24 protein-coding genes and 2 pseudogenes are annotated in these 23997 nt (G+C 72.5%); 11 read left to right on the top strand and 15 right to left on the bottom strand.

Annotated features, from left to right (window positions below; genetic code table 11):
* Nucleotides 1-175 precede the first annotated feature (175 nt).
* Nucleotides 176-454, top strand: a complete 279-nt coding sequence (locus ACIHAA_RS17830; RefSeq protein ID WP_399818082.1) for a hypothetical protein — start codon at nt 176-178, stop codon at nt 452-454.
* A 45-nt stretch (nt 455-499) separates the two neighbouring features.
* Here the strand turns inward: ACIHAA_RS17830 and ACIHAA_RS17825 are convergent, their stop codons facing one another.
* Nucleotides 500-1051: a GNAT family N-acetyltransferase gene (locus tag ACIHAA_RS17825; RefSeq protein WP_399818080.1), complete on the bottom strand. Its 552-nt coding sequence runs from the start codon at nt 1049-1051 to the stop codon at nt 500-502.
* A gap of 176 nt (nt 1052-1227) precedes the next feature.
* Between ACIHAA_RS17825 and ACIHAA_RS17820 the strand changes: the two genes are divergently transcribed.
* From ACIHAA_RS17820 to ACIHAA_RS17800, 5 genes and pseudogenes are all read left to right on the top strand, one after another.
* On the top strand, nt 1228-1890 hold the full coding sequence (locus tag ACIHAA_RS17820) for a PAS domain-containing protein (RefSeq protein ID WP_399818078.1): 663 nt from the start codon (nt 1228-1230) through the stop codon (nt 1888-1890).
* Between the two features lie 272 nt (nt 1891-2162).
* A complete protein-coding gene (locus ACIHAA_RS17815; protein ID WP_399818077.1) occupies nt 2163-2657 on the top strand; it encodes an FBP domain-containing protein in 495 nt (164 codons plus the stop codon).
* 96 nt (nt 2658-2753) lie between these two features.
* On the top strand, nt 2754-4037 hold the full coding sequence (locus ACIHAA_RS17810) for an aromatic acid exporter family protein (protein ID WP_399818076.1): 1284 nt from the start codon (nt 2754-2756) through the stop codon (nt 4035-4037).
* 182 nt (nt 4038-4219) lie between these two features.
* Nucleotides 4220-4324 (top strand): annotated as a pseudogene (locus ACIHAA_RS17805) (twin-arginine translocation signal domain-containing protein); the annotation flags it as partial.
* A gap of 159 nt (nt 4325-4483) precedes the next feature.
* Nucleotides 4484-4621: pseudogene (locus tag ACIHAA_RS17800) on the top strand (beta-propeller fold lactonase family protein); the annotation flags it as partial.
* On the opposite strand, the gene ACIHAA_RS17795 reads toward ACIHAA_RS17800, so the two are convergent.
* Both ACIHAA_RS17795 and ACIHAA_RS17790 read right to left on the bottom strand, forming a co-directional pair.
* Entirely contained in the window at nt 4589-5314 is a 726-nt protein-coding gene (locus tag ACIHAA_RS17795) for a DUF2470 domain-containing protein (protein WP_399818074.1), read from the bottom strand. The pseudogene ACIHAA_RS17800 and the gene ACIHAA_RS17795 sit on opposite strands and share 33 nt — an antisense overlap.
* 99 nt (nt 5315-5413) lie before the next feature.
* Entirely contained in the window at nt 5414-6022 is a 609-nt protein-coding gene (locus ACIHAA_RS17790) for a TetR/AcrR family transcriptional regulator (protein WP_399818072.1), read from the bottom strand.
* A 130-nt stretch (nt 6023-6152) separates the two neighbouring features.
* Between ACIHAA_RS17790 and ACIHAA_RS17785 the strand changes: the two genes are divergently transcribed.
* On the top strand, nt 6153-7676 hold the full coding sequence (locus ACIHAA_RS17785; RefSeq protein WP_399818070.1) for a cytochrome P450: 1524 nt from the start codon (nt 6153-6155) through the stop codon (nt 7674-7676).
* Here ACIHAA_RS17785 and ACIHAA_RS17780 read toward each other — a convergent pair.
* The 6 genes from ACIHAA_RS17780 to ACIHAA_RS17755 form a co-directional block, all read right to left on the bottom strand.
* Entirely contained in the window at nt 7638-8468 is an 831-nt protein-coding gene (locus ACIHAA_RS17780; RefSeq protein ID WP_399818068.1) for a pentapeptide repeat-containing protein, read from the bottom strand. The genes ACIHAA_RS17785 and ACIHAA_RS17780 overlap by 39 nt on opposite strands.
* 85 nt (nt 8469-8553) lie before the next feature.
* A complete protein-coding gene (locus tag ACIHAA_RS17775; protein WP_399818067.1) occupies nt 8554-9021 on the bottom strand; it encodes an NUDIX hydrolase in 468 nt (155 codons plus the stop codon).
* Nucleotides 9008-9172: a hypothetical protein gene (locus ACIHAA_RS17770; protein ID WP_399818065.1), complete on the bottom strand. Its 165-nt coding sequence runs from the start codon at nt 9170-9172 to the stop codon at nt 9008-9010. Before ACIHAA_RS17770 ends, ACIHAA_RS17775 begins: the two co-directional genes overlap by 14 nt.
* Complete coding sequence (locus ACIHAA_RS17765) at nt 9169-9459, bottom strand: DUF5919 domain-containing protein (protein ID WP_399818062.1); 291 nt, start codon at nt 9457-9459, stop codon at nt 9169-9171. Before ACIHAA_RS17765 ends, ACIHAA_RS17770 begins: the two co-directional genes overlap by 4 nt.
* A 79-nt stretch (nt 9460-9538) precedes the next feature.
* On the bottom strand, nt 9539-10840 hold the full coding sequence (locus ACIHAA_RS17760; RefSeq protein ID WP_399818060.1) for an alpha/beta fold hydrolase: 1302 nt from the start codon (nt 10838-10840) through the stop codon (nt 9539-9541).
* 274 nt (nt 10841-11114) lie between these two features.
* Nucleotides 11115-12140, bottom strand: coding sequence for a LacI family DNA-binding transcriptional regulator (locus tag ACIHAA_RS17755; RefSeq protein WP_399818058.1), 1026 nt, complete (start codon nt 12138-12140; stop codon nt 11115-11117).
* A gap of 227 nt (nt 12141-12367) precedes the next feature.
* Here ACIHAA_RS17755 and ACIHAA_RS17750 point away from each other — a divergent pair, with 227 nt between their 5' ends.
* The 4 genes from ACIHAA_RS17750 to ACIHAA_RS17735 all read left to right on the top strand — a co-directional run bounded on the left by ACIHAA_RS17750 (nt 12368) and on the right by ACIHAA_RS17735 (nt 16490).
* A complete protein-coding gene (locus tag ACIHAA_RS17750) occupies nt 12368-13123 on the top strand; it encodes a (Fe-S)-binding protein (protein WP_399818055.1) in 756 nt (251 codons plus the stop codon).
* Between the two features lie 67 nt (nt 13124-13190).
* A complete protein-coding gene (locus ACIHAA_RS17745; RefSeq protein ID WP_399818052.1) occupies nt 13191-14675 on the top strand; it encodes a LutB/LldF family L-lactate oxidation iron-sulfur protein in 1485 nt (494 codons plus the stop codon).
* Nucleotides 14672-15313, top strand: coding sequence for a lactate utilization protein C (locus tag ACIHAA_RS17740; protein ID WP_399818049.1), 642 nt, complete (start codon nt 14672-14674; stop codon nt 15311-15313). Before ACIHAA_RS17745 ends, ACIHAA_RS17740 begins: the two co-directional genes overlap by 4 nt.
* Nucleotides 15314-15335: 22 nt before the next feature.
* Nucleotides 15336-16490 carry an ABC transporter ATP-binding protein gene (locus ACIHAA_RS17735; RefSeq protein WP_399818047.1) on the top strand — a complete coding sequence of 385 codons (1155 nt, stop codon included), beginning with the start codon at nt 15336-15338 and terminating at the stop codon, nt 16488-16490.
* A gap of 66 nt (nt 16491-16556) precedes the next feature.
* Here ACIHAA_RS17735 and ACIHAA_RS17730 read toward each other — a convergent pair whose 3' ends face one another.
* The 6 genes from ACIHAA_RS17730 to ACIHAA_RS17705 all read right to left on the bottom strand — a co-directional run bounded on the left by ACIHAA_RS17730 (nt 16557) and on the right by ACIHAA_RS17705 (nt 23811).
* On the bottom strand, nt 16557-17492 hold the full coding sequence (locus ACIHAA_RS17730; RefSeq protein WP_399818045.1) for an ABC transporter substrate-binding protein: 936 nt from the start codon (nt 17490-17492) through the stop codon (nt 16557-16559).
* The gene (locus ACIHAA_RS17725) at nt 17489-18160 is read right to left on the bottom strand and encodes an ABC transporter permease (RefSeq protein ID WP_399818043.1); all 672 of its coding nucleotides are present in this window, start codon (nt 18158-18160) and stop codon (nt 17489-17491) included. Before ACIHAA_RS17725 ends, ACIHAA_RS17730 begins: the two co-directional genes overlap by 4 nt.
* The gene (locus tag ACIHAA_RS17720) at nt 18157-18837 is read right to left on the bottom strand and encodes an ABC transporter permease (RefSeq protein ID WP_399818040.1); all 681 of its coding nucleotides are present in this window, start codon (nt 18835-18837) and stop codon (nt 18157-18159) included. The genes ACIHAA_RS17725 and ACIHAA_RS17720 overlap by 4 nt, the downstream gene beginning before the upstream one ends.
* Before the next feature lie 301 nt (nt 18838-19138).
* Nucleotides 19139-19933 carry a SigB/SigF/SigG family RNA polymerase sigma factor gene (locus tag ACIHAA_RS17715; RefSeq protein WP_399818037.1) on the bottom strand — a complete coding sequence of 265 codons (795 nt, stop codon included), beginning with the start codon at nt 19931-19933 and terminating at the stop codon, nt 19139-19141.
* Between the two features lie 231 nt (nt 19934-20164).
* Nucleotides 20165-22378, bottom strand: coding sequence for a 1,4-alpha-glucan branching enzyme (glgB, locus tag ACIHAA_RS17710; RefSeq protein WP_399818552.1), 2214 nt, complete (start codon nt 22376-22378; stop codon nt 20165-20167).
* Between the two features lie 41 nt (nt 22379-22419).
* Complete coding sequence (locus ACIHAA_RS17705; RefSeq protein WP_399818035.1) at nt 22420-23811, bottom strand: maltokinase; 1392 nt, start codon at nt 23809-23811, stop codon at nt 22420-22422.
* Nucleotides 23812-23997: the final 186 nt, after the last annotated feature.

Genomic DNA, 23997 nt, shown 5'->3' with positions numbered 1-23997 from the left:
CGCGCGGTACCCCTTGCCAAGCCGGGCGGGGCGCGCAAGGGGCCGGAACAGGCGGGGACGGCGGCCCGGGCGGGCGCGGCCCTGGCCGGTGCGCCAGGGCCGACCGGTCGATCTCCGCGCCTGCCGCGCGGGTCGTGGAACCGGGTTTCCGCAGGCCCGCCTAGGATCCGGGGCCGTGGCGAAGACCTTTGAAGAGATCGTGGAGATGCAGCGGGCGGCGAGCGAGGCGGAGACGAAGGCGGCCGGTCTGCGCGAGATGTACGGACCCCCCACCGCGGCACCGTGGAGCAAGCGGCAGTCCGATCTGTACGAGACGGCGCTGCGCGCCTGGCGGGACCTCGACCGTGATCTCCAGATCGCGATCAGCGCGTACGCGAAGGAGCACGGCAGGACCCGCAGCGACGTCGAGACCGAGGCGCGGGCGCAGGCGGGCGTGCCGGAGGAGAACGCCTGACGGACGGCCTACGGGCGCGGGCGGGGCCGCCCGCGCTCCGGTGGGTCACCGCGGACGGCCCGGGGGCTCCGTCCCCCCGACCGGGCCGAGGTCCAGGCGCCAGTCGTTGGAGGTCATCCACCGGCCCTTCGGGTACTCGAAGTCGGCCTGCCCCAGCAGCTCGAAGCCCGCCCCGCGGCAGACCGCGTTGGACGCGGCATGGCCGACGCCCGGGAAGGCGTGCAGATACCGGTGCGCACGGGTGGCGCGGGCCGCCTCGACGACCGCCCGCGCGGCCCGTACGGCAAGGCCCCGCCGCTGGAACTCGGGCAGGATCCCCCACCCGGTCTCCCATACGGTCGCGTCCCGCCAGGACCGCTCCCAGAAGCCGATCGACCCCACCGTCTCGCCCGTGCCGGACAGCGTGACCCGGTACATCCGCCCGGGGGCCACGGCGAGATAGCGCGCGTGGCGCGCCACGAGTTGCTCCTCCGTCTCGGGCCCGCCCAGGTGCCCGGTCATCTCGGGGCTGTTCGTCCGCTCCAGCAGCCAGAAGTCGCCCTCGGCCCAGGGCTCCAGCCGCACCTGCCCGGCGTTCATGGCGTCCGTGGTGTCCATGGGGTCACCCTAGAGAGGGGGTCCGACAACGGCCCCCCGGCCGCACCGGGATCCAGGGGCCGCCACGGGCCCCGGCGGCCAGGGGCGACCGTTCCTGGATGAGGGCGCCGTCCGCCCCGTCGAGGGCCCGGACCTGGGCGTCTATCGTTGCCCGGACGAGCTGGAAGGGGTGCAGGATGGAGCCGGAGCAGGCGCCCGACGTGGTGTGGCGGAACCGGGCCCTGAAACTCTTCGACCGGATTCCGATGCCGGTCGCGGTGTGCGATGTCCACGGGGCGGTGGTGCTGGCCAATCCGGCGATGGCGGCCGAGTGGGGGGCCACGCCCGGCAGTCTGCGGGGGCGCAACGTGCTGGATCTGTTCCGGCCGCAGGAACCCACCCAGATCGAGCGGATCGCCCACGCGCTGCGGCTGCGGCACCGCTCCCGCTATCCGGTCTCGGTGCGCTGGGACGGGCCCGGCGGTGTGCCGAGGCGGGGGGAGCTGACCGCGGATCCGGTGAGCGACTCCGCCGAGGCCACCACCACGCTGCTGGTCCAGGTGCGGGTGCTGGGCGAGTGTTCCGCGCCGGGGGCGCCGCCCGGCTCCCTCTCGGCGAGCCCCGCCGAGGCCCGGATCCTGGCGCTGCTGGCGGGAGGCGCGACCACCGCCCGGGCCGCGCGGGAGACCGGACTCACCACCGACGGGGTGACCTACCATCTGCGGCGCCTGTCCGAGCGCTGGGGCGCGTCGAACCGTACGGAACTGGTGGCGCGCGCCTATGCGCTGGGCGTGCTCGTTCCCGGGGCGTGGCCGCCGGCGGTGGCCGACCTCACCAGAGCCGGGAGCGAGGAAACGTGAGCGCGTGTACGTAGCTTCGGGCCCCGAGCAGGGGCCCGAAGCTGCCGGGCGGGGAGCATGTCCGCCGCCCGGCCCGCCCATCGACCCGCCCATCGACCCGCCCACCGGCCCGCCACCGATCCGCCACCGGTCCGTCCCGCGCGGAGCCCCGGAGTGCCGCGGAAATTCAGTGGTGCCCGCCGGATCCACCTTGCTACCTTAGGTTGAAACCTATAAGCCTTAGGTTTCTCCGTGGCTCCCGGTTCCGGCGCCGTACCGCAGAAGGACTCCCCATGAGACCGCTCACCGAGCAGGACATCCGCTCTTCCTTCATCAACTGCTCCAAGGGCGAGGCCAAGCGGCTGGCGATCCCGCGTGACCTGGACGAACGCCCCTGGGACGACCTGGACTTCCTGGGCTGGCGGGACCCCGGGGCGCCGGACCGCAGCTATCTGGTCGTTGAGCGGGCGGGCGGGCCGGTGGGCGTCACCCTGCGCTTCCCGTCCTCTCAGCGCGGCTTTCTGCACCGGAGCATGTGCTCGCTCTGTCTGACCACCCACCCGGGCAACGGCGTCTCCCTGATGACCGCGCGCAAGGCGGGCACGGCGGGACGCGAGGGGAACTCGGTCGGGATCTATATGTGCACGGACCTCGCCTGCCCCCTGTACATACGCGGCAGGAAGTCGCCCGGAGGCGGGGCCCGCTTCGAGGAGAGCCTCACCGTGGAGCAGCAGCTCGCCCGGATGACCGGCAACCTCTCGGCCTTCCTGGACAAGCTGGAAGCCTGAGCCGGGGCGGGACCCGGCCCGCTCCCGCTCTCCGCACACGGTGACGCTTCCCATCTGTACGTTCGATGCCCAGGTGGAGCGGGAAGAGCCATAGGGATGCGAGATGTGCGTGAGACATGGGCGAGGGTCAGCGCCCGGATCGTGAAACTGCGGCAGGTGCCCGAGGCCGTCCAGGCGGTCCGTTCGACCGCGGCCGCGACCATCGCGTATGTGGTCGCCGTGCGCCTCAGCCCCGAGCCCGCCCCGCTCACCGCGCCCCTGACGGCCCTGCTCGTGGTCCAGGTGACGCTGTACGCGACGATCACCAACAGTGTGCGCCGGGTGAACTCGGTGGTGACGGGCGTGGTCATCGCCATCGGCTTCAGCGTCCTGGTCGGCCTGACCTGGTGGAGCCTGGCCCTGATCATCATCGCGTCGCTGACGATCGGCCACTTCGTCCGGGTCAGCGAGTACGTCCCCGAGGTCGCGATCAGCGCCATGCTGGTCCTCGGGGTGACCCAGGTCGGCAGCACGGCGTGGGCCCGGGTCCTGGAGACCCTGATCGGCGCGGTGGTCGGTCTGCTGACCAATCTGTTCTTCGCTCCCCCGGTGTGGGTGGGCCCCGCCGGGCAGTCCATCGAGGACCTGGCGCGCCGGATGCGCCAGCTGATGCTGCGGGTCGGCGAGCAGGCGGCGGGCCGGGTCCCGGCCGCCCTGGCGACCGTACGGCTGTACGAGGCACGTCGGCTGGACCATGACATCGTCCAGGTGGACGCGGCGCTGCGGCAGGCCGAGGACAGCCTGAAACTCAACCCCCGGGTCCGCGAGGGCCTGCTGCACCGGATCGTGCTGCGCACCGGTCTGGACACCCTGGAGATCTGCACGGTGGTGCTCCGGGTGATCGCCCGGACCCTGGCCGACCTGGCGAAGGAACGCGATCCCGAGCCCCTGTTCGAGGCGGAGACCGGGGCGGCGGTGGAGCGTCTGCTGTCCGAGATCGGCGATGCCGTGGTCAGCTTCGCGGTGCTGGTCACCACCGATGTCAGCCGCAGCGCCGAGTCCGCGGAGACCCGGCTCGCCGAGGAGCTGGTGACGGCGGGCGCCACCCGCGACAAGCTGGCCCAGCTGCTCCTTGAAGGGGTCCAGCGGGACACCCGGCAGTGGCAGTTCCAGGGCGCCATGCTGACGGAGGTCAACCGCATCCTGGACGAGCTGGACACCGAGCACCGCACCCGCCGTCTGCTGGAGGAGCTGGACCGCTGCGCCGCCGAGCAGCGCGAGCGGAACCCCCTTCTGACCAGGTTCCAGGACAATGTGCTCCGGCCCGGACTGTCCCGGCTGCGCCGAGCCCGCCGGGACCGGGGCCGGAACCGCCCCCGGCCGCCCGGCCGTTCCGGATGACGCACCGGGCGGCCCGCGGCGGGCACCTCCGGCGGCAGCCACCGGCATGCGGTACGGGCATCGATACGGCCACCGATACGGGCATTGCATGATCCGCACCGCCGTTGCCCGCCTTGCACGGGACGGCGGGCGCGGGCCATGGTGGCTGACGCGGGAGGAACAGTCGACATCCGAGGTGCGGGATGAACAGCGGTGCGGAACCGGCACGGGCCTCGTCCGGTGCCCGCTGGAGCAGGCGCCGCTTCCTCGGCGCCGCCACCGCCACGACCGCAGTGGCCGCGATCCCCGCACCCGCGGTGCCCGGGCAGACCCCCGACGCGTCTCGGCCCGCCCCGGGCGGGGCGGGGCGGCCGCGCCCCGCCCCGCCCGAGCGGCCCGCGCCCCCTGTGCATCGGCACCTACACCTCGGTGGCGGCCGGCGGCCGGGCATCGGTCTCGCGGCCTACGACGGCCGGCTGCTGTTCACGGCGAACCAGCGGTCCGGCACGGGCAGCGTCTTCCGGGTCGACCCCGCGAGCGGCGCGCTGCGCCCGGCGGGCCAGCCGTTCACCTCACCCGTCGCCGTCTGTGTGCTGCCGCTGTAGCGTCCGGGGGCAGGCGGCGCGCGCGGCCTGGGCGAGCAGGACATGCATGCGCTCGGTCAGCTCGGACACGTCGTCGGCGGGCCGGTGGAAGGTCAGGCGTACGTCGCCGTGGCCGCGGCTGCGTTCGATGCGCAGGGTCAGCCCGTGGCGGTCGACGGCGAGCGGCAGGACGTTGACGGCCCCGTGCATGCTGTCGGGCTCGACAAGGCGGGTGAGCCGTTCGACCGCGTCGGGGTGGGCGTCGGCGAGGTGGGTGAGCAGCTTGGCCTCGGCCGCGGCGAGCGGATCGGGCTCGGCGGCCGCGTACTCACCGGGGTCGACGGCGGTCACCCCGTTCGACCGGTGAAGCGCGATGCGCATGGGGCGCAGTACGAGGTTCCCCTCTTCGGGCGCGAGAGAACCGGCGAGCCACAGCCGGGCGCGGATCCGGGACCGTACGGGGACGGGCGCGACATCGGCGAATTCCAGGACCGCGGAGGGCTCTCCGCGCGGTGCGCACAGGGCGATCGCGTGGAGCATGCTGTCCTCGGGCAGCTGCACCAGGACCCGGCCGTCCGCCATGGCGGTGTGCGCCCCGACGAGTTCCTCCCGGCCGCCCTCCGTGGTCACCGCGCAGGACCATGCGGCGGCCAGCACCGAGCGGGCACGCTCCGCCGCGGCGGGCGCCGCCGTCCAGGCATGACGGTCAGCCATTCCTCAACCTCCTTAGGTAAGCCTTGCCTAAGCTATCGGAGATCGAGGGGAGAGCCAACCACCGGAGGGCCACCACGAAGACCACCACGAAGAAACCCGTCAGCGGGTCACCACGCCCCACAGCGCCCGGGCGCACAGCTCGCGCACCTGCTCCCGGGAGAGGTCGGCCCCCCGGAGCCACTCCAGGCACACGGCGGTGGTGAAGGCCAGCCAGCCGCGGACGGCGATCCTCAGCTCGGGCCGCTCCCCCACGGCCGGACCGAATTCGGGATCACCCGCGAGCGCCGCCAGGATCTGCCGCTCCTGCGCCGCCAGCGACCGCCGGTAGACCCTGCGCACCGTCTGGTCCCCCGCCGCGTCGGCGCGGTGGAAAGCGCGGAAGCCGTGCGCGTGCTCCTCCACCTGGGCGAGGAAGGTGTCCAGCGAGGCGGCAAGCTGGTCGCGCACCGGAATCCCGGGGACCGCTTCCGTCATCCGGAGCAGCCGCTCACTCTCACGCTCCACCACCGCCGTGAAGAAGTCCCGCTTGGTCGGGAAGTAGTGGTAGAGCAGACCGCGCGACACCCCGGCGATCTCGGCGACCTGCTCGATCCAGACCTCGTCGTAGGGATTCTCCGAGAACAGCCGGGCGCCGACCGTGAGGAGCTGCTCCCTGCGTTCCCCGGTGCTGAGCCGACGGCGCGTGCGCTCCCCCTGGTTCGCGGCCATGCCCGCACTGTACTTGACGCCGCTTCAGCGGCGGGACGAGACTGAAAGCGCTATTGAACCGACGTACAACAAGCATGCCGGACCCCGCTGCGCCCGGGTCCGGTGCCCGTTGCTCAAGGGAGATGGCAGCATGGCCCGGACGACGACTACCGCGCTTCCCAGGGGCTTCCGCGGAGCGGAACTGGGCTGGCCGGAGCTGGACCGCATCCCGCATCCCCCGCACCGGCTCCCGTTCGCCGGGGATCTGCTCGGCGCGGACCACCGCAGACCGTTGCAGGACTCGATGCGCCGCGGCCGCCTGCTCGGCCCCGTCTTCCGGCTCAAGTACTTCGGCCGGGAGATCGTCTTCGTCTGGGGCGGCCGCCTGGCGGCCGACCTCTCCGACGAGTCGCGCTTCGCCAAGCATGTGGGCCTCGGGGTCGCCAATCTGCGGCCGATCGCCGGTGACGGGCTGTTCACGGCGTACAACGACGAGCCCAACTGGCAGCTGGCGCACGACATCCTGGCGCCCGGTTTCAGCCGGGAGGCGATGGCGGGATACCACCCGATGATGCTGGACGTGGCCGAACGGCTGCTGGAACGCTGGGACATGGAGCAGGCGGCGGGGCGGGCCGTGGACGTCCCCGGGGACATGACCAAGCTGACCCTGGAGACGATCGCGCGGACCGGCTTCGGCCATGACTTCGGCTCCTTCGAGCGGTCCCGGCCGCATCCCTTTGTGACCGCCATGGTCGGCGCGCTGACCTTCGCCCAGCGCCGCAATGTCGCCCCGGGATCGCTGAGTTCACTGCTGCTGCGGGACGCGGCCCGGCGCAACGAGGCGGACCGGGCGTATCTGAACCGCACGGTGGACGAGGTCGTCCGGGCGCGGCGCACCGGCCCCGGCGGCAGCGGCGATCTGCTCGACCTGATGCTGGAGACCACGCATCCGGAGACCGGGGAGCGGCTCGCCCCCGAGAACATCCGCCGCCAGGTGATCACCTTCCTGGCGGCGGGCCATGAGACCACCTCGGGGGCGCTCTCCTTCGCCCTGCACTATCTCTCCCGGCACCCGGACATCGCCGGGCGCGCCCGGGAGGAGGTGGACCGGGTCTGGGGCGGCACCGCCCGGCCCGGCTACGAGCAGGTGGCCAGGCTGCGGTATGTGCGCCGGGTTCTGGACGAGTCGCTGCGACTGTGGCCGACCGCTCCCGCCTACGCGCGGGAGGCCCGGCAGGACACGCTGCTGGACGGCGTCCATCCGATGCGCAGGGGTGCCTGGGCGCTGGTGCTGACGCCCCTGCTGCACCGGGATCCGGAGGTGTGGGGCGCCGACGCGGAGGACTTCGACCCGGACCGCTTCACGGCGGGCGCGGCACGAGGGCGCCCGGCGCATGCCTTCAAGCCGTTCGGCACGGGGGCCCGGGCCTGCATCGGACGGCAGTTCGCGCTGCACGAGGCGACGCTGGTCCTCGGGCTCCTGCTGCGCCGCTACGCGCTGCGGCCCGACCCGGGCTACCGGCTGCGGGTGGCGGAGCGGTTGACCGTGATCCCGGAGGGGCTGCGGCTGCACCTCGACCGGCGGCCCCTCGACCGGCCCGCGCCCACGGCCGGGGAGGAACCGCCGCCCGCGCCCTCAGGGTCCCGGTGTCCAGTGACCGGGGCGGGCGACTGAGGCGGGCAGCCGGGTGCCCTGGCCGCCCCGGGCCGAGTTGACCTGAGGCTGCGTCAGAAAGAAGGCGCCGGTCAGATCGGCGTCGGTGAGGTCCGCGTCGCGCAGGTCGGCACCGATCAGATCCGCGTCCCGCAGATCGGCGCCCCTGAGGTCGGCGGCTATGAGGCAGGCCCCGCGCAGGTCGGCCCCGCGGAGATCGGCCCCCGTGAGCCGGGCCCCGACGAGATCGGCACCCCGTCGGCTCCTGCGACGGCCCCCGGCCCCCGCCCGGACCAGCTCACTGGTGCGCAGCAGCAGCACATTGACCCGCGCCCGGTGTGCTCCCACGTCCAGCTCCCCCAGTTCCCCGGGCGTGCCAAGCGTCAGCCGCTCGGTCTCCTCCAGCATGCGCCGCAGCTCCGCGTGGACCGGACGCGCAGCGGCCAGTGACAGACCTTCCGTCAGATACCGCAGCAGCTCATGGAGTTGACGCATCACCGGGAACACGTCGAACATCCGTCGGGCGTGCCCGTCGTCCCCCGACCGCCAGTCCCGGCCGCCGAAGGTGACCTGGGAGACCTTCTGCCCCGCCCCGAAGCAGTCGTAGACCGTGCATCCGGCGTATCCGCGGGACCGCAGCCCGGCGTGGATCCCGCAGCGGAAGTCGTCTTGCAGATTACGACAGGGCGTACCGGCCCCCTTGTCGGCCGCGAAGTCCGCGGACCGCGCAAAGGGAAGGGCCACACAACAGAGCGCGAAGCAACGACCGCAGTCGGCACTCAGTTCGGAGGAGCCGGTCGGGGTGATGGACATACAACCCATGCTAAACAGCACAGTTGCACGACCCCTCACCGGGCCAGCACGGGCCGCCCCCGGCCATGGACCGTCCACCCCCGGATCAACGACAGGCGGGCATACGTCCGTTGCGCCAGTCGTCCACCCGCTTGCGGATGCTCGCCACCATGGGCAGGCCGTCCACCTCCGACGGGTCGAACCAGCGCACGTCCGTGGACTCGTCCGACACGGCCGGGCGGCCGGAGACGGGCCGGGCGAGAAAGCAGACGGAGAACTCCTGCCGGACCTCACCGTCGTCGTACGCGAAGACATGGCCGGGGTTGCTGTACGTACCGACGATCCCGGTCACCTCCACCTCATAGCCGGTCTCCTCACGGGTCTCGCGCACGGCGCAGTCCGGCAGGGACTCACCGATGTTCATGGCGCCCCCGGGCAACGCCCACATACCGTTGTCGGCACGGCGCTGGAGGAGGACGCGACCCGCGCCGTCCACCACGACGGCGGACGCCGCGGGAACGAGACTGTTGGCCGCCGGCGCCTCCGGATCGTCCTCGTAGTCACGACGTCCCATCGCTCTCCTCCCACACCGGCCTGCCCCGGCCCCACAGCTCGTCGATGTGCGACGCGAAACGGTCGAACATGCCGTCCGGCTGGTGCCGGTGCAGATGCAGGGTCGGGGCGTCGTGACCGACCGAGTGCGGCAGCAGCGGAGTCACGATCATGTCATCGTCGAAGCGGAACACGGACAGGTGGGCGTGTCCCGCACTGAACCTCGACCGATACCTGGCTGGGCGCGGATCTTCTCCAACTCGGCGAGAGTCACACGGATCCGGGTGGACAGGGTCAGAGCGACGCCCTCGTCCTCCTCGCGGGACCGCGTCGCTTCACTGTCGGGCTCGCCGACGAGGAATCGCACTCGGCACCCACCGGCGGCCTTCCGGCGCAGCGCCGTGCCGAACCGGGCCTGCTCCAGCCGCAGGAAGTAGTTGGTGTACCCGGCGAAGGTCAACTCCCTCTCGCAGCCGCGGGGGCCGCCGCCCCGCCGCCCGTGTGGGGCGGCGGCTTCCGTTGGTCGGGGTGGGCGGGTGTCAGGCCTCGTCCCGGGTCAGGGAGAGCAGGCGGTCCAGGACGCGGGGGCCGCTTGCGCGGACGCCGTCGTGTTCGAACTCGTCGGTGACCCAGGTGCGCAGGCCGCGGATGGTGCGTGCCGTGTGCAGGGCGTGGCCGGTGTCGACGTACATGTCGTCGTGGTAGATCGCCGCGGCTGTCGGGACCTCGTTGGCGGCCAGGCGGGCGGGGTCGTAGAGCGGGGTCCAGTCGGTGTGCTCGGCGAGCAGGTGTGCGGTGTCGCGCAGCGGGCGCAGGGCCGGGTCGGTGTCGAACATCCAGGGGTGCACGGACTCGCCCGTGAACAGCACCGGTCCGTCGCCCGCCAGCGCCTTCGCCGCGTCGAACTGGGGGAACTCCGCCCGCGTCCGCTCCGCCGCCCAGCCGGTGGGGCGGTCGTCCTGGCCGTAGATCGCCTCGTGGACCAGCGCGTACAGGGGGTGGCTCGCGTACGAGAGGAGGGCTCCCGCCTCCTCCTGGAAGGCGTCGGAGAGCACATGGCCTCCCGCGGTGCGCACAAAGGCGTTCTCCAGGAGGAAGTGGAGGCGGTGGCTGCCCTCGCCGCCGCCGAGGAGGATGCCGAGGGACTGGAACGCCTCGACGGTGAGCCGGTAGCCGTTGCCGAGGACGGGCTCGTGCCGCAGCACGTACTCGGCGATACGGCGGGCGCGCTCGACGTCCTGCGGGTAGCGGGCGTAGTGGGCGGCGACCTTGCGTTCGATGCGGGGGTAGGCGGCCCGGTAGACGTCGTCGGCGTGTGCGTCCAGGGCGGGCAGCCCGCCGGTGATCAGGGCGGTCCGCAGTCCCTCGGGGGCCGTGGAGAGGTAGGCGACGGTGCAGAAGCCGCCGAAGCTCTGGCCGAGGACGGTCCAGGGGGCGCCCCCGGTGAGCTGCGGGCGGATGGCCTCACAGTCGCGGACGATGGAGTCGGCACGGAAGCGGGTCAGATAGTCGGCCTGTTCCCGGGGGCCGCCGCGCAGCGGGAGGGTCTGGCGGTTGGCGGGCGTGGAGGCGCCGGTGCCGCGCTGGTCGAGGAGGAGCACGCGGTACTCCTCCAGGGCCCGGCCCAGCCATGCCTGCTTTCCGATGAAACGGTTCGCCCCGAAGCCGGGACCGCCCTGGAGATAGACCAGCCAGGGCAGCTCGGCGTCCGCCTTCTCGGCGGCGACGACCTCGCGCGCGTACAGCTCGATCGTCTCGCCGCCGGGGGTGTCGTGGTCCAGGGGCACGGTGAAGTACCGGTCGGTGAGGACGACACCGGGCTGGCGGTAGCTGAGGCTCAAGGGGGCTCCCGAGACGGACGGATCCAGGACAGGGGCCAGTTCAGCACATGGCGGGGCGGCGATGCATGGCCGGGGACCTGCGCCGTGTTGCTGACCGGTCGTTCAGCGGGGGCAGCCGCCCACGCTGCGGCCCGGGTCGCACCACGGCAGGTCGCAGCACGGCAGAGGGCAACCAGAAGCCAGGGGCCCGCCGGACGGCAGAGGGCAACCGCACGCCAGAGGCCCCCCGCGCAGCAGAGGGCAACCGCACGGCGGAAAGAACCACGGCGGAGGGTCAGTGTGCCGTCAGGCTGGAGCGGCGGACCACCAGTTCCGGCTGGAGCACGATCCGCCGGTGCTCGTGCTGGCCGGCGTCCGGTCCCGTCCCGGTCTCCTCAAGGAGCAGCCGCGCGGCGAGCGCGCCCAGGGTGGCAGCGGGCTGCCGTACAGAGGTGAGGGGTACGGCGGCGGCCGCCGCGAACTCGATGTCGTCGTAGCCGACCAGGGCGAGGTCCTCGGGGACCTTCACCCCGGCCGCGTAGAGCGCCTGGAGGACCCCGAGCGCGAGCAGGTCGTTGGCGCAGAAGACGGCCGTCGGCCGGTCGGCGAGCCCGAGCAGCCTGGCCCCGGCGTCCCGTCCCGCGGCGACGTCCAGGCGCCCGGTGGGCAACTCCCGCAGTGCCCCGGGGCCGAGACCGGCCTCCGCCAGGGCGTTCAGGGCGCCGATGCGGCGGTCCCTGACCTGGGTGAGTCCCGGCGGGCCGCTGACGAAGGCGAGGGAACGGTGCCCGGCGTCGAGCAGATGCCGCACGGCCAGGGCGCCGCCCGCCACGTCGTCCACCGACACCGAGCACTCCGTGGTGCCGTCGGCGACCCGGTCGACCAGCACGAACGGGATGCCGTGGCGGCGGAACGCCTCGATGGTGCCGCCCGTCGCGTCGGCCGGACTCAGCAGCACACCGCGCACCCGCTGCTCGGCGAAGAGCGAGAGGTACTCGGCCTCCTCCGCGGGGTCCTGCGCGCTGTTGCAGACCATCACACCGAGACCGGCCTGCCGGACGGCGCGTTCGGCGCCGCGGGCCACGTCCACGAAGAACGGGTTGCCCATGTCGAGGACGAGCAGACCCACGATGCGGCTGCGCCCGGCCCGTAACTGCCGCGCCGACTCGCTGCGGACATAGCCGAGCCGTTCGATGACGGACTGCACCCGGGCGCGGGTCTCCGCGGCGACGGAGGCGGGACGGTTGATGACGTTCGAGACCGTGCCCACAGAGACTCCTGCGGCGCGGGCGACATCCTTGATACCCACCGACTGGGCCATCGAGCGGGAACCTCCAGGGACGAGGACGGCGGGAATTCCTCACATTACCTGCATGCCACCCCACTTCCGCCCGGCCCGGACGGCTCGGTCATACCGGAATACGACGGTCCGCAGCGGGCGGTACAGCAGTCGTCGTACGACCGCCACGCCGCACGACGGGATCTCCCCCCTGCCGGATGCGCGGATTACCCTGCGATCATCGTCACGACCGACCCCGAGGAGCCGCGATGCGTGTCGCTCTGTTCCTGACCTGCGTCAACGACACGCTCTATCCGGACACCGGCCGCGCCGTGGTGAGATTGCTGACCAGACTGGGCGTCGACGTCGACTTCCCCCCGGCGCAGACCTGTTGCGGGCAGGCCCACTACAACACCGGTTACCGGCACGAGGCCGAGCCGCTGGCGGTGCGGTACGCCGATGTGTTCCGGGACTACGAGGCCGTCGTGACCCCGTCCGGGTCCTGCGGGGCGATGGTGCGGGAGCTGTATCCGCGGCTGGGCGAGCGGGCGCGGGCCGAGGGCCGCGGCAACGCCCTCGCGGCCACGCTGGCACCGGTCGTCCCGAAGACCTACGAGCTGACGGAGTTCCTGGTCGATGTGCTGGGGGTGACGGACGTGGGGGCGTACTACCCGCACCGGGTGACCTACCACCCGACCTGTCACGGCCTGCGCGCCCTCAGGCTCGGCGACCGTCCGGCGCGGCTGCTGAAGGCCGTGCGGGGGCTGGAGCTGATCGAGCTGCCCGGCGCCGAGGAGTGCTGCGGCTTCGGCGGCACCTTCGCCGTGAAGAACCCCGATGTCTCGGCGGCCATGGGCGCCGACAAGGTGCGCAACGCCGAGTCGACGGGCGCGGAGGTGCTCTGCGCGGCCGACAACTCCTGTCTGCTGCACCTCGGCGGCACGATGACGCGGCTGCGCGTCGGCATGCGGCCGGTGCACATCGCGGAGATCCTGGCGAGTACGGAGGAGGAGCCGCCGGTATGAGGGCCGTCGACCGGGAGACCCGGGAGAACCAGGAGACCTGGGAGAACGAGGAGAAGGGGCGCGGCGCATGAGCGGGACGTTCCTCGGGATGCCGGCCTTCCCCGAGGCAGCGCGCCGGGCCGTGGCCGACAGCACCCTGCGCGGCAATCTGCGGCACGCCACCGGCACCATCCGCGCCAAGCGCGCCCAGGCCGTCGCGGAGATGTCCGACTGGGCGGAGCTGCGGGAGGCGGGCCGCCGCATCAAGGACCACACACTGCGTCACCTCGACCGCTATCTGGTGCAGTTGGAGGAGGCGGTCACCGCGGCCGGGGGCACCGTCCACTGGGCGGCGGACGCGGCGGAGGCCAACCGGATCGTCGCCCGACTGGTCAAGGAGACCGGCGAGTCGGAGGTGGTCAAGGTCAAGTCCATGGCCACCCAGGAGATCGGCCTCAACGAGGCCCTGGAGGCCGAGGGGATCCGGGCGTACGAGACCGATCTCGCCGAACTGATCGTGCAGTTGGGACGGGACCGGCCCTCGCACATCCTGGTCCCGGCGATCCATCGCAACCGCGGGGAGATCCGGGACATCTTCCGCTCCGAGATGGGGGCGTGGGGCCGTCCGGCCCCCGGGAACCTCACCGACTCGCCCGCCGAACTCGCCGAGGCGGCCCGGCTGCATCTGCGGGAGAAGTTCCTGCGCGCCAAGGTCGCCGTCTCCGGGGCGAACTTCATGGTCGCGGAGACGGGCACCCTGGTGGTGGTCGAGTCCGAGGGCAACGGCCGGATGTGCCTCACCCTCCCCGAGACCCTGATCTCGGTCGTCGGCATCGAGAAGCTGGTGCCGACCTGGCGGGACCTGGAGGTCTTCCTCCAGACACTCCCCCGCTCCTCCACCGCCGAGCGCATGAACCCGTACACGAGCATGTGGACGGGCACCACCGACGCGGCCACGGCGGACGGCCCCCGGACCTTCCATCTGGTCCTGCTGGACAACGGGCGCACCGACAGCCTGGCCGACCGCGTCGGCCGCCAGGTGCTGCGCTGCATCCGCTGCTCGGCGTGCCTCAACGTCTGCCCGGTCTACGAGCGCGCGGGCGGTCATGCCTACGGCTCGGTCTACCCGGGACCGATCGGCGCCGTCCTCAGCCCCCAGCTCCGCGGCACCGGCAACCCGGTCGACGCCTCGCTGCCCTACGCCTCCTCCCTGTGCGGCGCCTGCTACGACGTCTGCCCGGTCGCCATCGACATCCCCGAGGTGCTGGTGCATCTGCGGGAGCGGGTGGTCGAGGGCGGCCCCGCCACCCGGGAGGGCAACAAGGTGGTGCTCAAACCCGCCCGGGGGCACGCGGCGGAGCGGGCGGCGATGCGGGCGGCGGGCTGGGCCTTCGGGCACCCCGGCGTCCTGCGTGCGGGCCAGCGCCTGGCGTCGCGCTCACGCCGCTTCCTGCCGCGGACGCTGCCGGGCCCGGGGAGGGCGTGGAGCGCGAGCCGGGACCTGCCGACGGTGCCCCCCGAGCCGTTCCGGGACTGGTGGCAGCGCACGCACGGAGGGACGGAGACGACATGAGCAGCAGGGATCTGATCCTGGGCCGGGTGCGGCGAGCGCTGGCGGACGTGCCCGCGGACGACACACCGTATGAGCGGTCCGTGCCCCGGGACTACCGGGAGCGGCACGGCGAGCGGACCCCGGCGCAGACGGTGGAGCTGCTCGCGGAGAACCTCGCGGACTACCGGGCGGTCGTGCACCGCACGGACACCGCGGGGCTGCCCGCGCTCCTGGCCCGGCTTCTCGCGGCACGGGGCGCGCGGACCGCGGTGGTGCCCCCGGGGCTGCCCTCGCACTGGGTCACCGGGGTCGAGCAGGTTCCGGACCGGGCGGAGAGCACTGCGCGGGACCTCGACCGGGTGGACAGCGTGGTCACCGGCTGCGCGGTCGCGATCGCCGAGACCGGGACCCTGGTGCTGGACGGCTCGCCGGACCAGGGCCGCCGCCGTGTCACCCTCGTGCCCGACCACCACATCTGTGTCGTACGCGTCCCGGAGCAGGTGGTGTCCTCCGTGCCCGAGGCCCTGCGGCGGCTCGACCCCCGGCGTCCGCTGACCTGGATCTCCGGCCCGTCCGCGACCAGTGACATCGAACTGGACCGGGTCGAGGGGGTGCACGGTCCGCGCACCCTGGAGGTGGTGCTGATGAGCGGTGAGTGACCGGCGCCGCTAGCGTGAGGGAATGATCCGGTTCGATCAGGTCACCAAGCGCTACCCGGACGGCACGACGGCCGTCCACGGCCTGTCCTTCGAGGTCGGCGAGGGTGAGCTGGTCACCCTCGTGGGGCCGTCCGGCTGCGGCAAGACGACCACCATGATGATGGTCAACCGGCTGATCGAGCCCACCTCGGGCCGGGTCTTCGTGGACGGCGAGGATGTCGCGACCGTCGATCCGGTGCGGCTGCGGCGGCGTATCGGCTACGTCATCCAGCAGGTCGGGCTGTTCCCGCACCGGACCGTGCTCGACAACACGGCGACGGTGCCCCGCCTGCTCGGCTGGACGCGGTCCCGGGCCCGGGCGCGCGCGGCCGAACTGCTCGACCTGGTGGGCCTGGACCCGACGACCTACGGGTCCCGCTATCCGGAGCAGCTGTCCGGCGGCCAGCGGCAGCGGGTGGGGGTGGCGCGGGCCCTGGCCGCCGATCCGCCGGTGCTGCTGATGGACGAGCCCTTCGGGGCGGTCGACCCCGTGGTGCGGGAGCAGTTGCAGGAGGAGTTCCTGCGGATGCAGACGGCCGTCCGCAAGACGGTCCTGCTGGTCACCCATGACATCGAGGAGGCGGTCCGGCTCGGCGACCGGATCGCGGTGTACGGGCAGGGGCGCATCGAGCAGTTCGACACGCCGGGGGCGGTGCTGGGGGCGCCCGCCACACCGTGTGTGGCCGAGTTCGTGGGCGCCGACCGGGGGCTGAAGCGGCTGTCGGTGACGGAGATCCAGCCGGGTGATCTGGAGCAGCCGCCGGTCGCCCGGCTCGACGACGCCGCCGGGCGGGCGGCGGCACGGCTGCGTGCGGACGGCGTCCGCTGGGCGGTGGTGCTCGACTCGGCGGGCGATCTGCACGGCTGGGCCGGTGTCGAGGAGCTGGCCGGGGGCGGACTGGTCCGCGACCATGCGCACCGGATGACGTCATGGGTGCCGGTGGGCGCTCCGCTCAAGCAGGCGTTCGGGGTGATGCTCCAGCACGACGCGGGCTGGGTCGCGGTGCTGGACGGGACCCGCTTTCTGGGGGTGCTGACCCCGGCCGGGCTCCATGAGGCCCTGCGCCGCTCGGTGGACGCGGACGCGCGGGGCGTTCCGCGCCGGGAGGTGCCGTACGACTCGGTGGCCGACGCCTGAGCGGAAGGGACCCGGGCGGAAGCACCCGCGCCGGGCGGCCGGGGGCGGGGCTTCGGGCGGCCCCGGCTACTTCAGCAGCCCCTTGTCCCGAAGGTAGGTGCGGGCCACGTCCTGGGGGAGCCGCCGCCAGCTGTCGACCTGCTCGTTCAGCGACGCCAGGTCCCGGGTGGTCAGTACGGAGCCCAGAGCGTCGAGAGCCCGGGCGACGCGCGGTCCGCCCGCGCGGGAGCGGTTGACGACCGGGACGACGGCGTCCGCGTTCTGGAGGTGCCGGTCGTCCTCCAGCAGCACCAGTCCGAAGGTGCCGAGCATGGCGTCCGTGGTGGTGGTCAGCACCATCTGGTCCTGCCCGTTCTGCACGGCCCGCTTGGCCTGGGTGGTGCCGACGCCCTTGGGGTCGACGCCGACGACGTCGATGCCGTACACCGAGCGCAGCCCCGGCGCGCAGTACGGCCGCCGTACGCACTCGTCGCCCGCCGCGAGCCGGACCTTCAGCCCGGACCTGCCGAGGTCGCTGAGCGTGCGGAGGCGGTGTGCGCGGGCGTAGGCGGCGCTCACGGCGAAGGCGTTCTGGACGACGGCCCGGCCGGGGGCGAGCACGGTGAGCCCGCGGGGCGCGGCGAGGCGCCGCAGGGCCCGCATGGTGGTGTCGAGGTCCGGGGAGCCGACGGGAGGGGCGTCGGGGCCGTGGGCGCGGGCGTTGAGCCAGTCCGCGAAGGTGGCCGCGTACTCGGGGACGACGTCGATCTGCCCCGACTCCAGGGCGGGTTCGTACAGTTCGCGGTCGGCGACGACGATCAGGGAGGTCCGGTACCCGGCCCGGTTCAGCAGCAGCGCGTACATCTGGGACAGCAGGTCGCCCTCGGTGAAGCCGGCCGAGCCGATGGTGAGTTGTCTGCTGTCGCCGGGCGAGGCGGTGACCCGGCCGCGGGTCTCCAGAGAGGGGCCGGTGGCGCAGCCGGCGAGCAGCAGCAGGGCCGCGGCCACCGCCCACCGCCTCATCGGGTGCCTCCGGCCCGGCGCGGCACCAGTCGTTCGACGGCCTCGAAGACCGCCTCCACGGCCAGGGCCAGCGCCGCCACCAGGATGGCCCCGGCCACCACCTGCGGGGTGCTCGCCAGGTTGAATCCGGCGGTGATGATGCGGCCGAGTCCCCCGCCGCCCGCGAGCGCGGCGATGGTCGCGGTCGCCACGAGTTGGACGGCGGCGATCCGCACCCCGCCGAGCACCATCGGGAGGGACAGGGGCAGTTCCACCCGGAGCAGCGTCTGCCGCCCGGTCATTCCCATGCCCCGCGCCGCCCGCACCACGCCGCGGTCGACTTCCCGTACACCGACGTAGGCGTTGGTGATCAGGGGCGGTACGGCGAACAGGACGAGGGCCACCACGGTGGGTCCCTCTCCCCAGCGGCCGAGCGGGGTGAGCAGCAGGAGCACCAGGACGGCGAAGGTGGGGACGGCGCGTCCGGCGTTGGAGATGTTGACGGCGAGGGCGCCGCCGCGGCCGAGATGGCCGAGGACCAGTGCGATCGGCAGGGCGACGGCGCAGCTGATGACGAGACAGCAGACGGTGAGCAGGACATGTTGGACCAGCCGGTGCCCGATGCCGTTGTCGCCCGCCCAGTGCGCCGGGTCGGTGAGCCAGTGCCAGGCCTGGCCGGGGACGCTCATCCGCGGGCCGCCCTGGCCCAGGGGGTGATCAGCCGCTGCACACCGAGCAGCAGCAGATCGACGGCCACGGCGATCAGCACGCACAGCACGGACGCGGTCAGCACCTGGGCCTTGAAGTAGGTGTTCATGCCCGCGTAGATGAGGTTCCCCAGGCCGCCGAAGCCCACGATCGCGCCGAGGGTGACCAGGGAGACGGCGGAGACCGCGGCGATCCGGAGCCCGGCCAGGGCGGTGGGCAGGGCGAGCGGGAGTTCCACCGTGAGCAGCAGCCGGACCGGCCCGTATCCCATGCCGTGGGCGGCCTGCCGGGTCTCCTCGGGGACGGCGCGCAGCCCGGCGACGATGTTGCGGACGAGCAGGGTGAGCGAGTAGAGGACGAGACCGGCGACCACCAGGGTGGGCGACAGCCCGTACAGCGGCAGCAGCAGTGAGAACATCGCCAGGGACGGAATGGTGTAGAGGATCGTGGTGCCGACGAGTACGGGCCCGGCGATCCCGCCCCAGCGGCGCGCCAGCAGGGCCAGGGGCAGGGCGATGGCGAGACCGATGAGCACGGAGGCCGCGGTCAGCTCCAGATGCTGGGCCACCGCGTCGAGCAGGATGTGGCGGCGGCTGCGCACATAGGCGCCGCAGATCCACTCGTTGCGGACGAGACAGTCGTCGGGGGGCGCGGTCACAGGTCCATTGCATCCGGCGGGCGGGGAGAGGCGCAGGTCGTGGGGGCCCGTACGGGGTGCGGCGCGTCCGTTGCAGCCATCGGTGCCGCTCGTGGGACCGCTTCCGCCCGGGTCCGCTCCCTTCGCCGCCCCTGTGGGCCGCGTGTTTCAAAAGCCCCCTCACGGATAGTCCGGAAGGAGCGGTGCACTGCCAAGCCGTTCCCGGGAGGGTTCGGCAGTGAGCCCGCCCGCAAACGGCCGTCCGGTCGACGAGTCGCCGAGCCGGGCGGCCGGATGCGATTCCGCCGCGGAGGGCGGAGCGTCAGGCGATATCGGTGAGTGCTTCTTCACGAACGCGGGCGCAGCATCCGCTGAGCAGACGTGAGACATGCATCTGGGAAATGCCGAGTTGGTCCGCTATGCGACTCTGGGTCATTCCGCGGAAGTAACGCAGATACAGAATGGTGCGCTCACGTTCGGGAAGCGACCGCAGACAGGGTTTGACGGCCTCCCGGTCGACGATCAGGTCGTATCCGGAGTCGGCCTCCCCGAGGGCGTCACCCAGCGCGTATCCGTCGTCGCTGCCGGCCACTTCCGCGTCCAGGGACAGGGCGGTGAAGCTGTCCATGGCCTCCAGGCCCACCCGGACGTCCTCCTCGGCGAGATGGGCGTGTTCGGCGATCTCGGCGACGGTCGGGCCGTGCCCGGGTGTCTCCTGGGAGATCTCCTTGACGGCCGTACGGACCCGGTTGCGCAGGTCCTGGACCCGGCGGGGCACGTGCAGGACCCACATGTGGTCGCGGAAGTGCCGTTTGATCTCCCCGGTGATGGTGGGGATGGCGTAGCTCTCGAAGGCGTATCCGCGGGCCGGGTCGTAGCGGTCGACCGCCTTGACCAGGCCCAGGGCCGCGACCTGGCAGAGATCCTCGACGGACTCGCCCCTCCCCCGGTACCGCCGGGCGATCCGGTCGGCCATCGGCAGCCAGGACCGGACGATGTCGTCGCGGAGCGTGTGGCGTTCGGGCCCCTCGGGCAGTCGGCGCAGCCGCGCGAACGCGTCGGTGGTGTCGGGGGCGTCGTCGTGGGGGTGCTGCTTCGTCTTGGCCGTGATGGGCATCGTGCTTTCAACTCCCTCAAGGGGCTGACTGGGCAGTCACCGTGGGAGGCCGCACTCACGGACCACGCGGGGAGTCACCGTCCCGGGATCTGCTGGGCCAGTTTCCACGGAGGTGCCTCCTGTCCGAAGCACTCAATACCAGCCATTCCCGACTTTCCGGACGTCAAACAATTCACGAGAATCATTTCGTGGTTGGCAGGTCACTCATGGAAACCCCATGAATTCGGAACGTCACCGAAAGGGCGGCGGGGAATTCGGCGGAACCGCCCCGGAATGGGCGAGCGGGCGCAGCCAGAGGGTGGCGAGCGGGGGAAGTGTGAGGCGGATGCCGTGACCGGGGCCGGTCCCGGGTGTCACGGGGTCGGAGTTTCCGACGTCCCCGCCGCCGTAACGGGCCGCGTCGGTGTTGAGGACCTCCTCCCAGGCCGGTACGTCCTCGGGTACGTCCAGGCGGTAGTGGTGGCGGACGACCGGCGAGAAGTTGGACACGGCCAGCAGGGGGGTGCCCGAGGCGTCGAAGCGCAGGAACGCGAAGACATTGTCGTCGGCGGCATGGGAGACCACCCAGCGGAAGCCGGAGGGCCGGGTGTCGCACTGCCACAGGGCCGGGTTTTGCAGATAGAGGGTGTTCAGGTCCCGGACCAGGTCGCGCACGCCCCGGTGGTCGGCCTCGGCGCCGTAGCCCCGCTCCAGCAGCCACCAGTCGGGACCGTGGGCCTGGGACCATTCGTCGCCCTGGGCGAACTCCTGTCCCATGAAGAGGAGTTGCTTGCCGGGGTGGGACCACATGAAGGCCAGATAGGCGCGGTGGTTGGCGCGCTGCTGCCACCAGTCGCCGGGCATCTTCGACACCAGCGACCGCTTGCCGTGCACCACTTCGTCGTGGGAGATGGGCAGGATGTAGTTCTCGCTGTAGGCGTACACCATGGAGAAGGTCATCTCGTTGTGGTGGTGTCTGCGGTGCACGGGGTCCTTGGAGACATAGACCAGGGAGTCGTGCATCCAGCCCATGTTCCACTTCAGTCCGAAGCCCAGGCCGCCATGGTCGGTGGGCCGGGTGACGCCGTCCCAGGCAGTGGACTCCTCGGCGACCGTGACCACTCCGGGGCAGCGGCGGTAGACGGTGGCGTTCATCTCCTGGAGGAAGGCGACCGCGTCCGGATTCTCGTTCCCACCCTGCTCGTTGGGCCGCCACTGGCCCGGTTCGCGGGAGTAGTCGAGGTAGAGCATGGAGGCTACGGCGTCCACGCGCAGGCCGTCGATGTGGAACTCCTCGCACCAGTAGACGGCGTTGGCGACGAGGAAGTTGCGCACCTCGCGGCGCCCGTAGTCGAACTCCAGGGTGCCCCAGTCCGGATGGGCCGCCCGCAGCGGGTCCGCGGGCTCGTACAGCGGCCGTCCGTCGAACTCGGCAAGGGCCCACTCGTCGCGCGGGAAGTGCGCCGGGACCCAGTCCATCAGCACCCCGATACCCGCCTGGTGCAGGGCGTCGACCAGGTACTTGAAGTCGTCGGGGCTGCCCAGCCGGGCCGTGGGGGCGTAGAAGCCGGTGACCTGGTACCCCCAGGAGCCGCCGAAGGGATGCTCGGCCAGCGGCATCAGCTCGACATGGGTGAAGCCCAGGTCCTGCACATACGCCGGGAGTTGCTGGGCCAGCTCACGGTACGTCAGGCCCGGCCGCCAGGACGGCAGATGGACCTCGTACACCGAGAACGGCGCCTCGTGGACCGGGCGGTCACCGCGCCGGTCCATCCACTCCCGGTCGCCCCAGCGGTAGGCGGACTCGGTGACGATCGAGGCGGTCGCGGGCGGCACCTCCGTGCGGCGGGCCATGGGGTCGGCGCGGACGGTGTGGCTTCCGTCGGGGCGGGTGATGTCGAACTTGTACGGCGTTCCGGGTCCGACGCCCGGCACGAACAGCTCCCACACTCCGGAGGAGCCGAGCGAGCGCATCGGATGGGCCGTGCCGTTCCAGTGGCAGAAGTCCCCGCAGACCCGCACCCCGCGCGCGTTCGGCGCCCACACCGTGAACCGGGTGCCCTGGACGCCCGCGTGTGTCAGGGGACGGGCGCCGAGGGCCCGCCACAGCTGTTCATGGCGTCCTTCGCCGATGAGGTGGAGATCCAGCTCGCCCAGCGCGGGCAGAAAGCGGTAGGGGTCGTCGGTCTCCAGCACGGAGTCCTCGTAGGCCACGAGGAGCCGGTACTCCGGGAGGTCCGGCAGTGGCAGCAGTGCCGAGAAGAAGCCGTCCCCGTCGTCGTGCAGCTCCGCCCAGGCGCCGTCGAGGAGCACGGTCACCGAGAGCGCCGAGGGCTTGAGGACCCGCAGGGCGATCCCGCCGGGGGCCGGGTGGGCGCCCAGTACCGCGTGCGGATCGTGGTGGGCGCCCGCGAGCAGGCGCTCCCGGTCGCCGGGGTCCGCCGGTGCGGCGCCCGGCGCTCCCAGCTGCGGTGAACAGGCGGGCGGCGGGGATGCGGTGGGGGCGGTCACGGCAGCCTCCTCAGGGCGGGGCGTTCGGCGAGTCGGGCGATCGCCGCCATCGGCACGGGCAGCCAGTCGGGGCGGTGCCGGGCCTCGTACAGCACCTCGTACACGGCACGGTCGGTCTCATAGGCGCGCAGCAGCTCCGGTTCCGAGCGGGGGTCCCAGCCCGCCGCCTCGGCGTAGCCCGCGCAGTAGGCCTCCCGGCAGCCGTGCGCCCACTCGGGACTCCAGGGGCGGCGGGCGTGTGCGGCGTAGTCGAAGGAGCGGAGCATGCCCGCCACATCGCGCACCGGGGACTGGACCCGGCGCCGTTCGGGCAGCGGACGGGTCGGCTCCCCCTCGAAGTCGATGAGATGCCACTGCCGTTCGGCCCGCAGCACCTGGCCCAGGTGCAGATCCCCGTGGATACGCTGCGCGGGCCGGGGGGAGTCCAGGGCCGCGAGACCGGTGAAGGCGGACCGGAGCCCGGAGGCGTACGGCAGCAGTTCCGGTACGGCGTGCAGGGCGCTCCTCAGCCGCTCCACCATCCCGGCAGCGAGGCGCTCAGTGTGCGGTGGCCCCTGGGACTCGACGGGGAACGCGGCGGCGAGGGCCAGATGCACCTCGGCCGTGGACCGCCCCATCTCATGGGCTTCCTCGGTGAACTCCCGCCCGGCCGTGAGCGCGGCCAGCGCCTGGGTCCAGCCGTCGTCGGCGCCGTGCAGAAAGGGCTGGAGCACGCCGAGGGTCGCGGCCCACGGGCTGGAGGTGCGGAACCAGGCGACCGGCGCGAGCACCCGGGTGCAGCCCTTCCGGGCCAGCGCCCAGGGCACTTCCAGGTCCGGATTGATGCCGGGCCGCACCCGGCGGAACAGTTTGAGGATGTACGCGTCCCCGTAGACCAGGGAGGAGTTGGACTGCTCGGCTTCGAGGAGGCGCGGCGCGAGGTCGAGGGGGATGGTCACCCGTCCGTCGCGTTCGAAGCGCAGGGCGCCCGCGGTGCCCGGTGTGCGCAGCCGTTCCAGCAGCAGGGAGGCGGAACGGGGGTCGTGGAGGGCGTCGTACACCAGCATTCCGGCCAGGGGGCCTTCGGCGATGCGCCCGAGGACGGCCGCGGGATTGCGGGGTATGAACTCACCGAACCCGAGCAACAGTTGGTAGCAGTCGCGGACCGGGGCCGGGCGAGCGGTGCCGCCCGCCGACAGCTCCGGGTACTCGGCGCGGACCAGCAGGTGCAGGCAGCCGGGGCGCAGTTGCGTCACCGAGAGCAGTGCCAGGTCCGTGACGGGGCGTCCCTTGCCCGCGAACCAGCGCTGCCGCGGCAGCCAGCCGCGCAGCAGACCGGACAGCGAGGGCAGCAGCGAGGCAGGGCCGAGGCGGTCCGCGCGGAGCGTTGCGGTCCCGGTCTTCGTCATGGCGTCGCGTCCTTTCCGTCCGGGGCGGCCGAGGGATCAGCGGCCATGGGTCAACGGGCCACGACCAGGTTCACCTTGGTGGCCTGGGGGACGTCCTTGCGGAGTCGGAACCAGTAGAAGCCGTGGCCTGCGAGGGTGAGGAGGTAGGGGAGTTCGCCGATGGCGGGGAAGCGGACCTGGCCGATG

The sequence above is a fragment of the Streptomyces sp. NPDC052040 genome (assembly GCF_044548405.1).
Lineage (GTDB): Bacteria > Actinomycetota > Actinomycetes > Streptomycetales > Streptomycetaceae > Streptomyces.
This window is presented reverse-complemented; position numbering and strand designations above follow the sequence as displayed.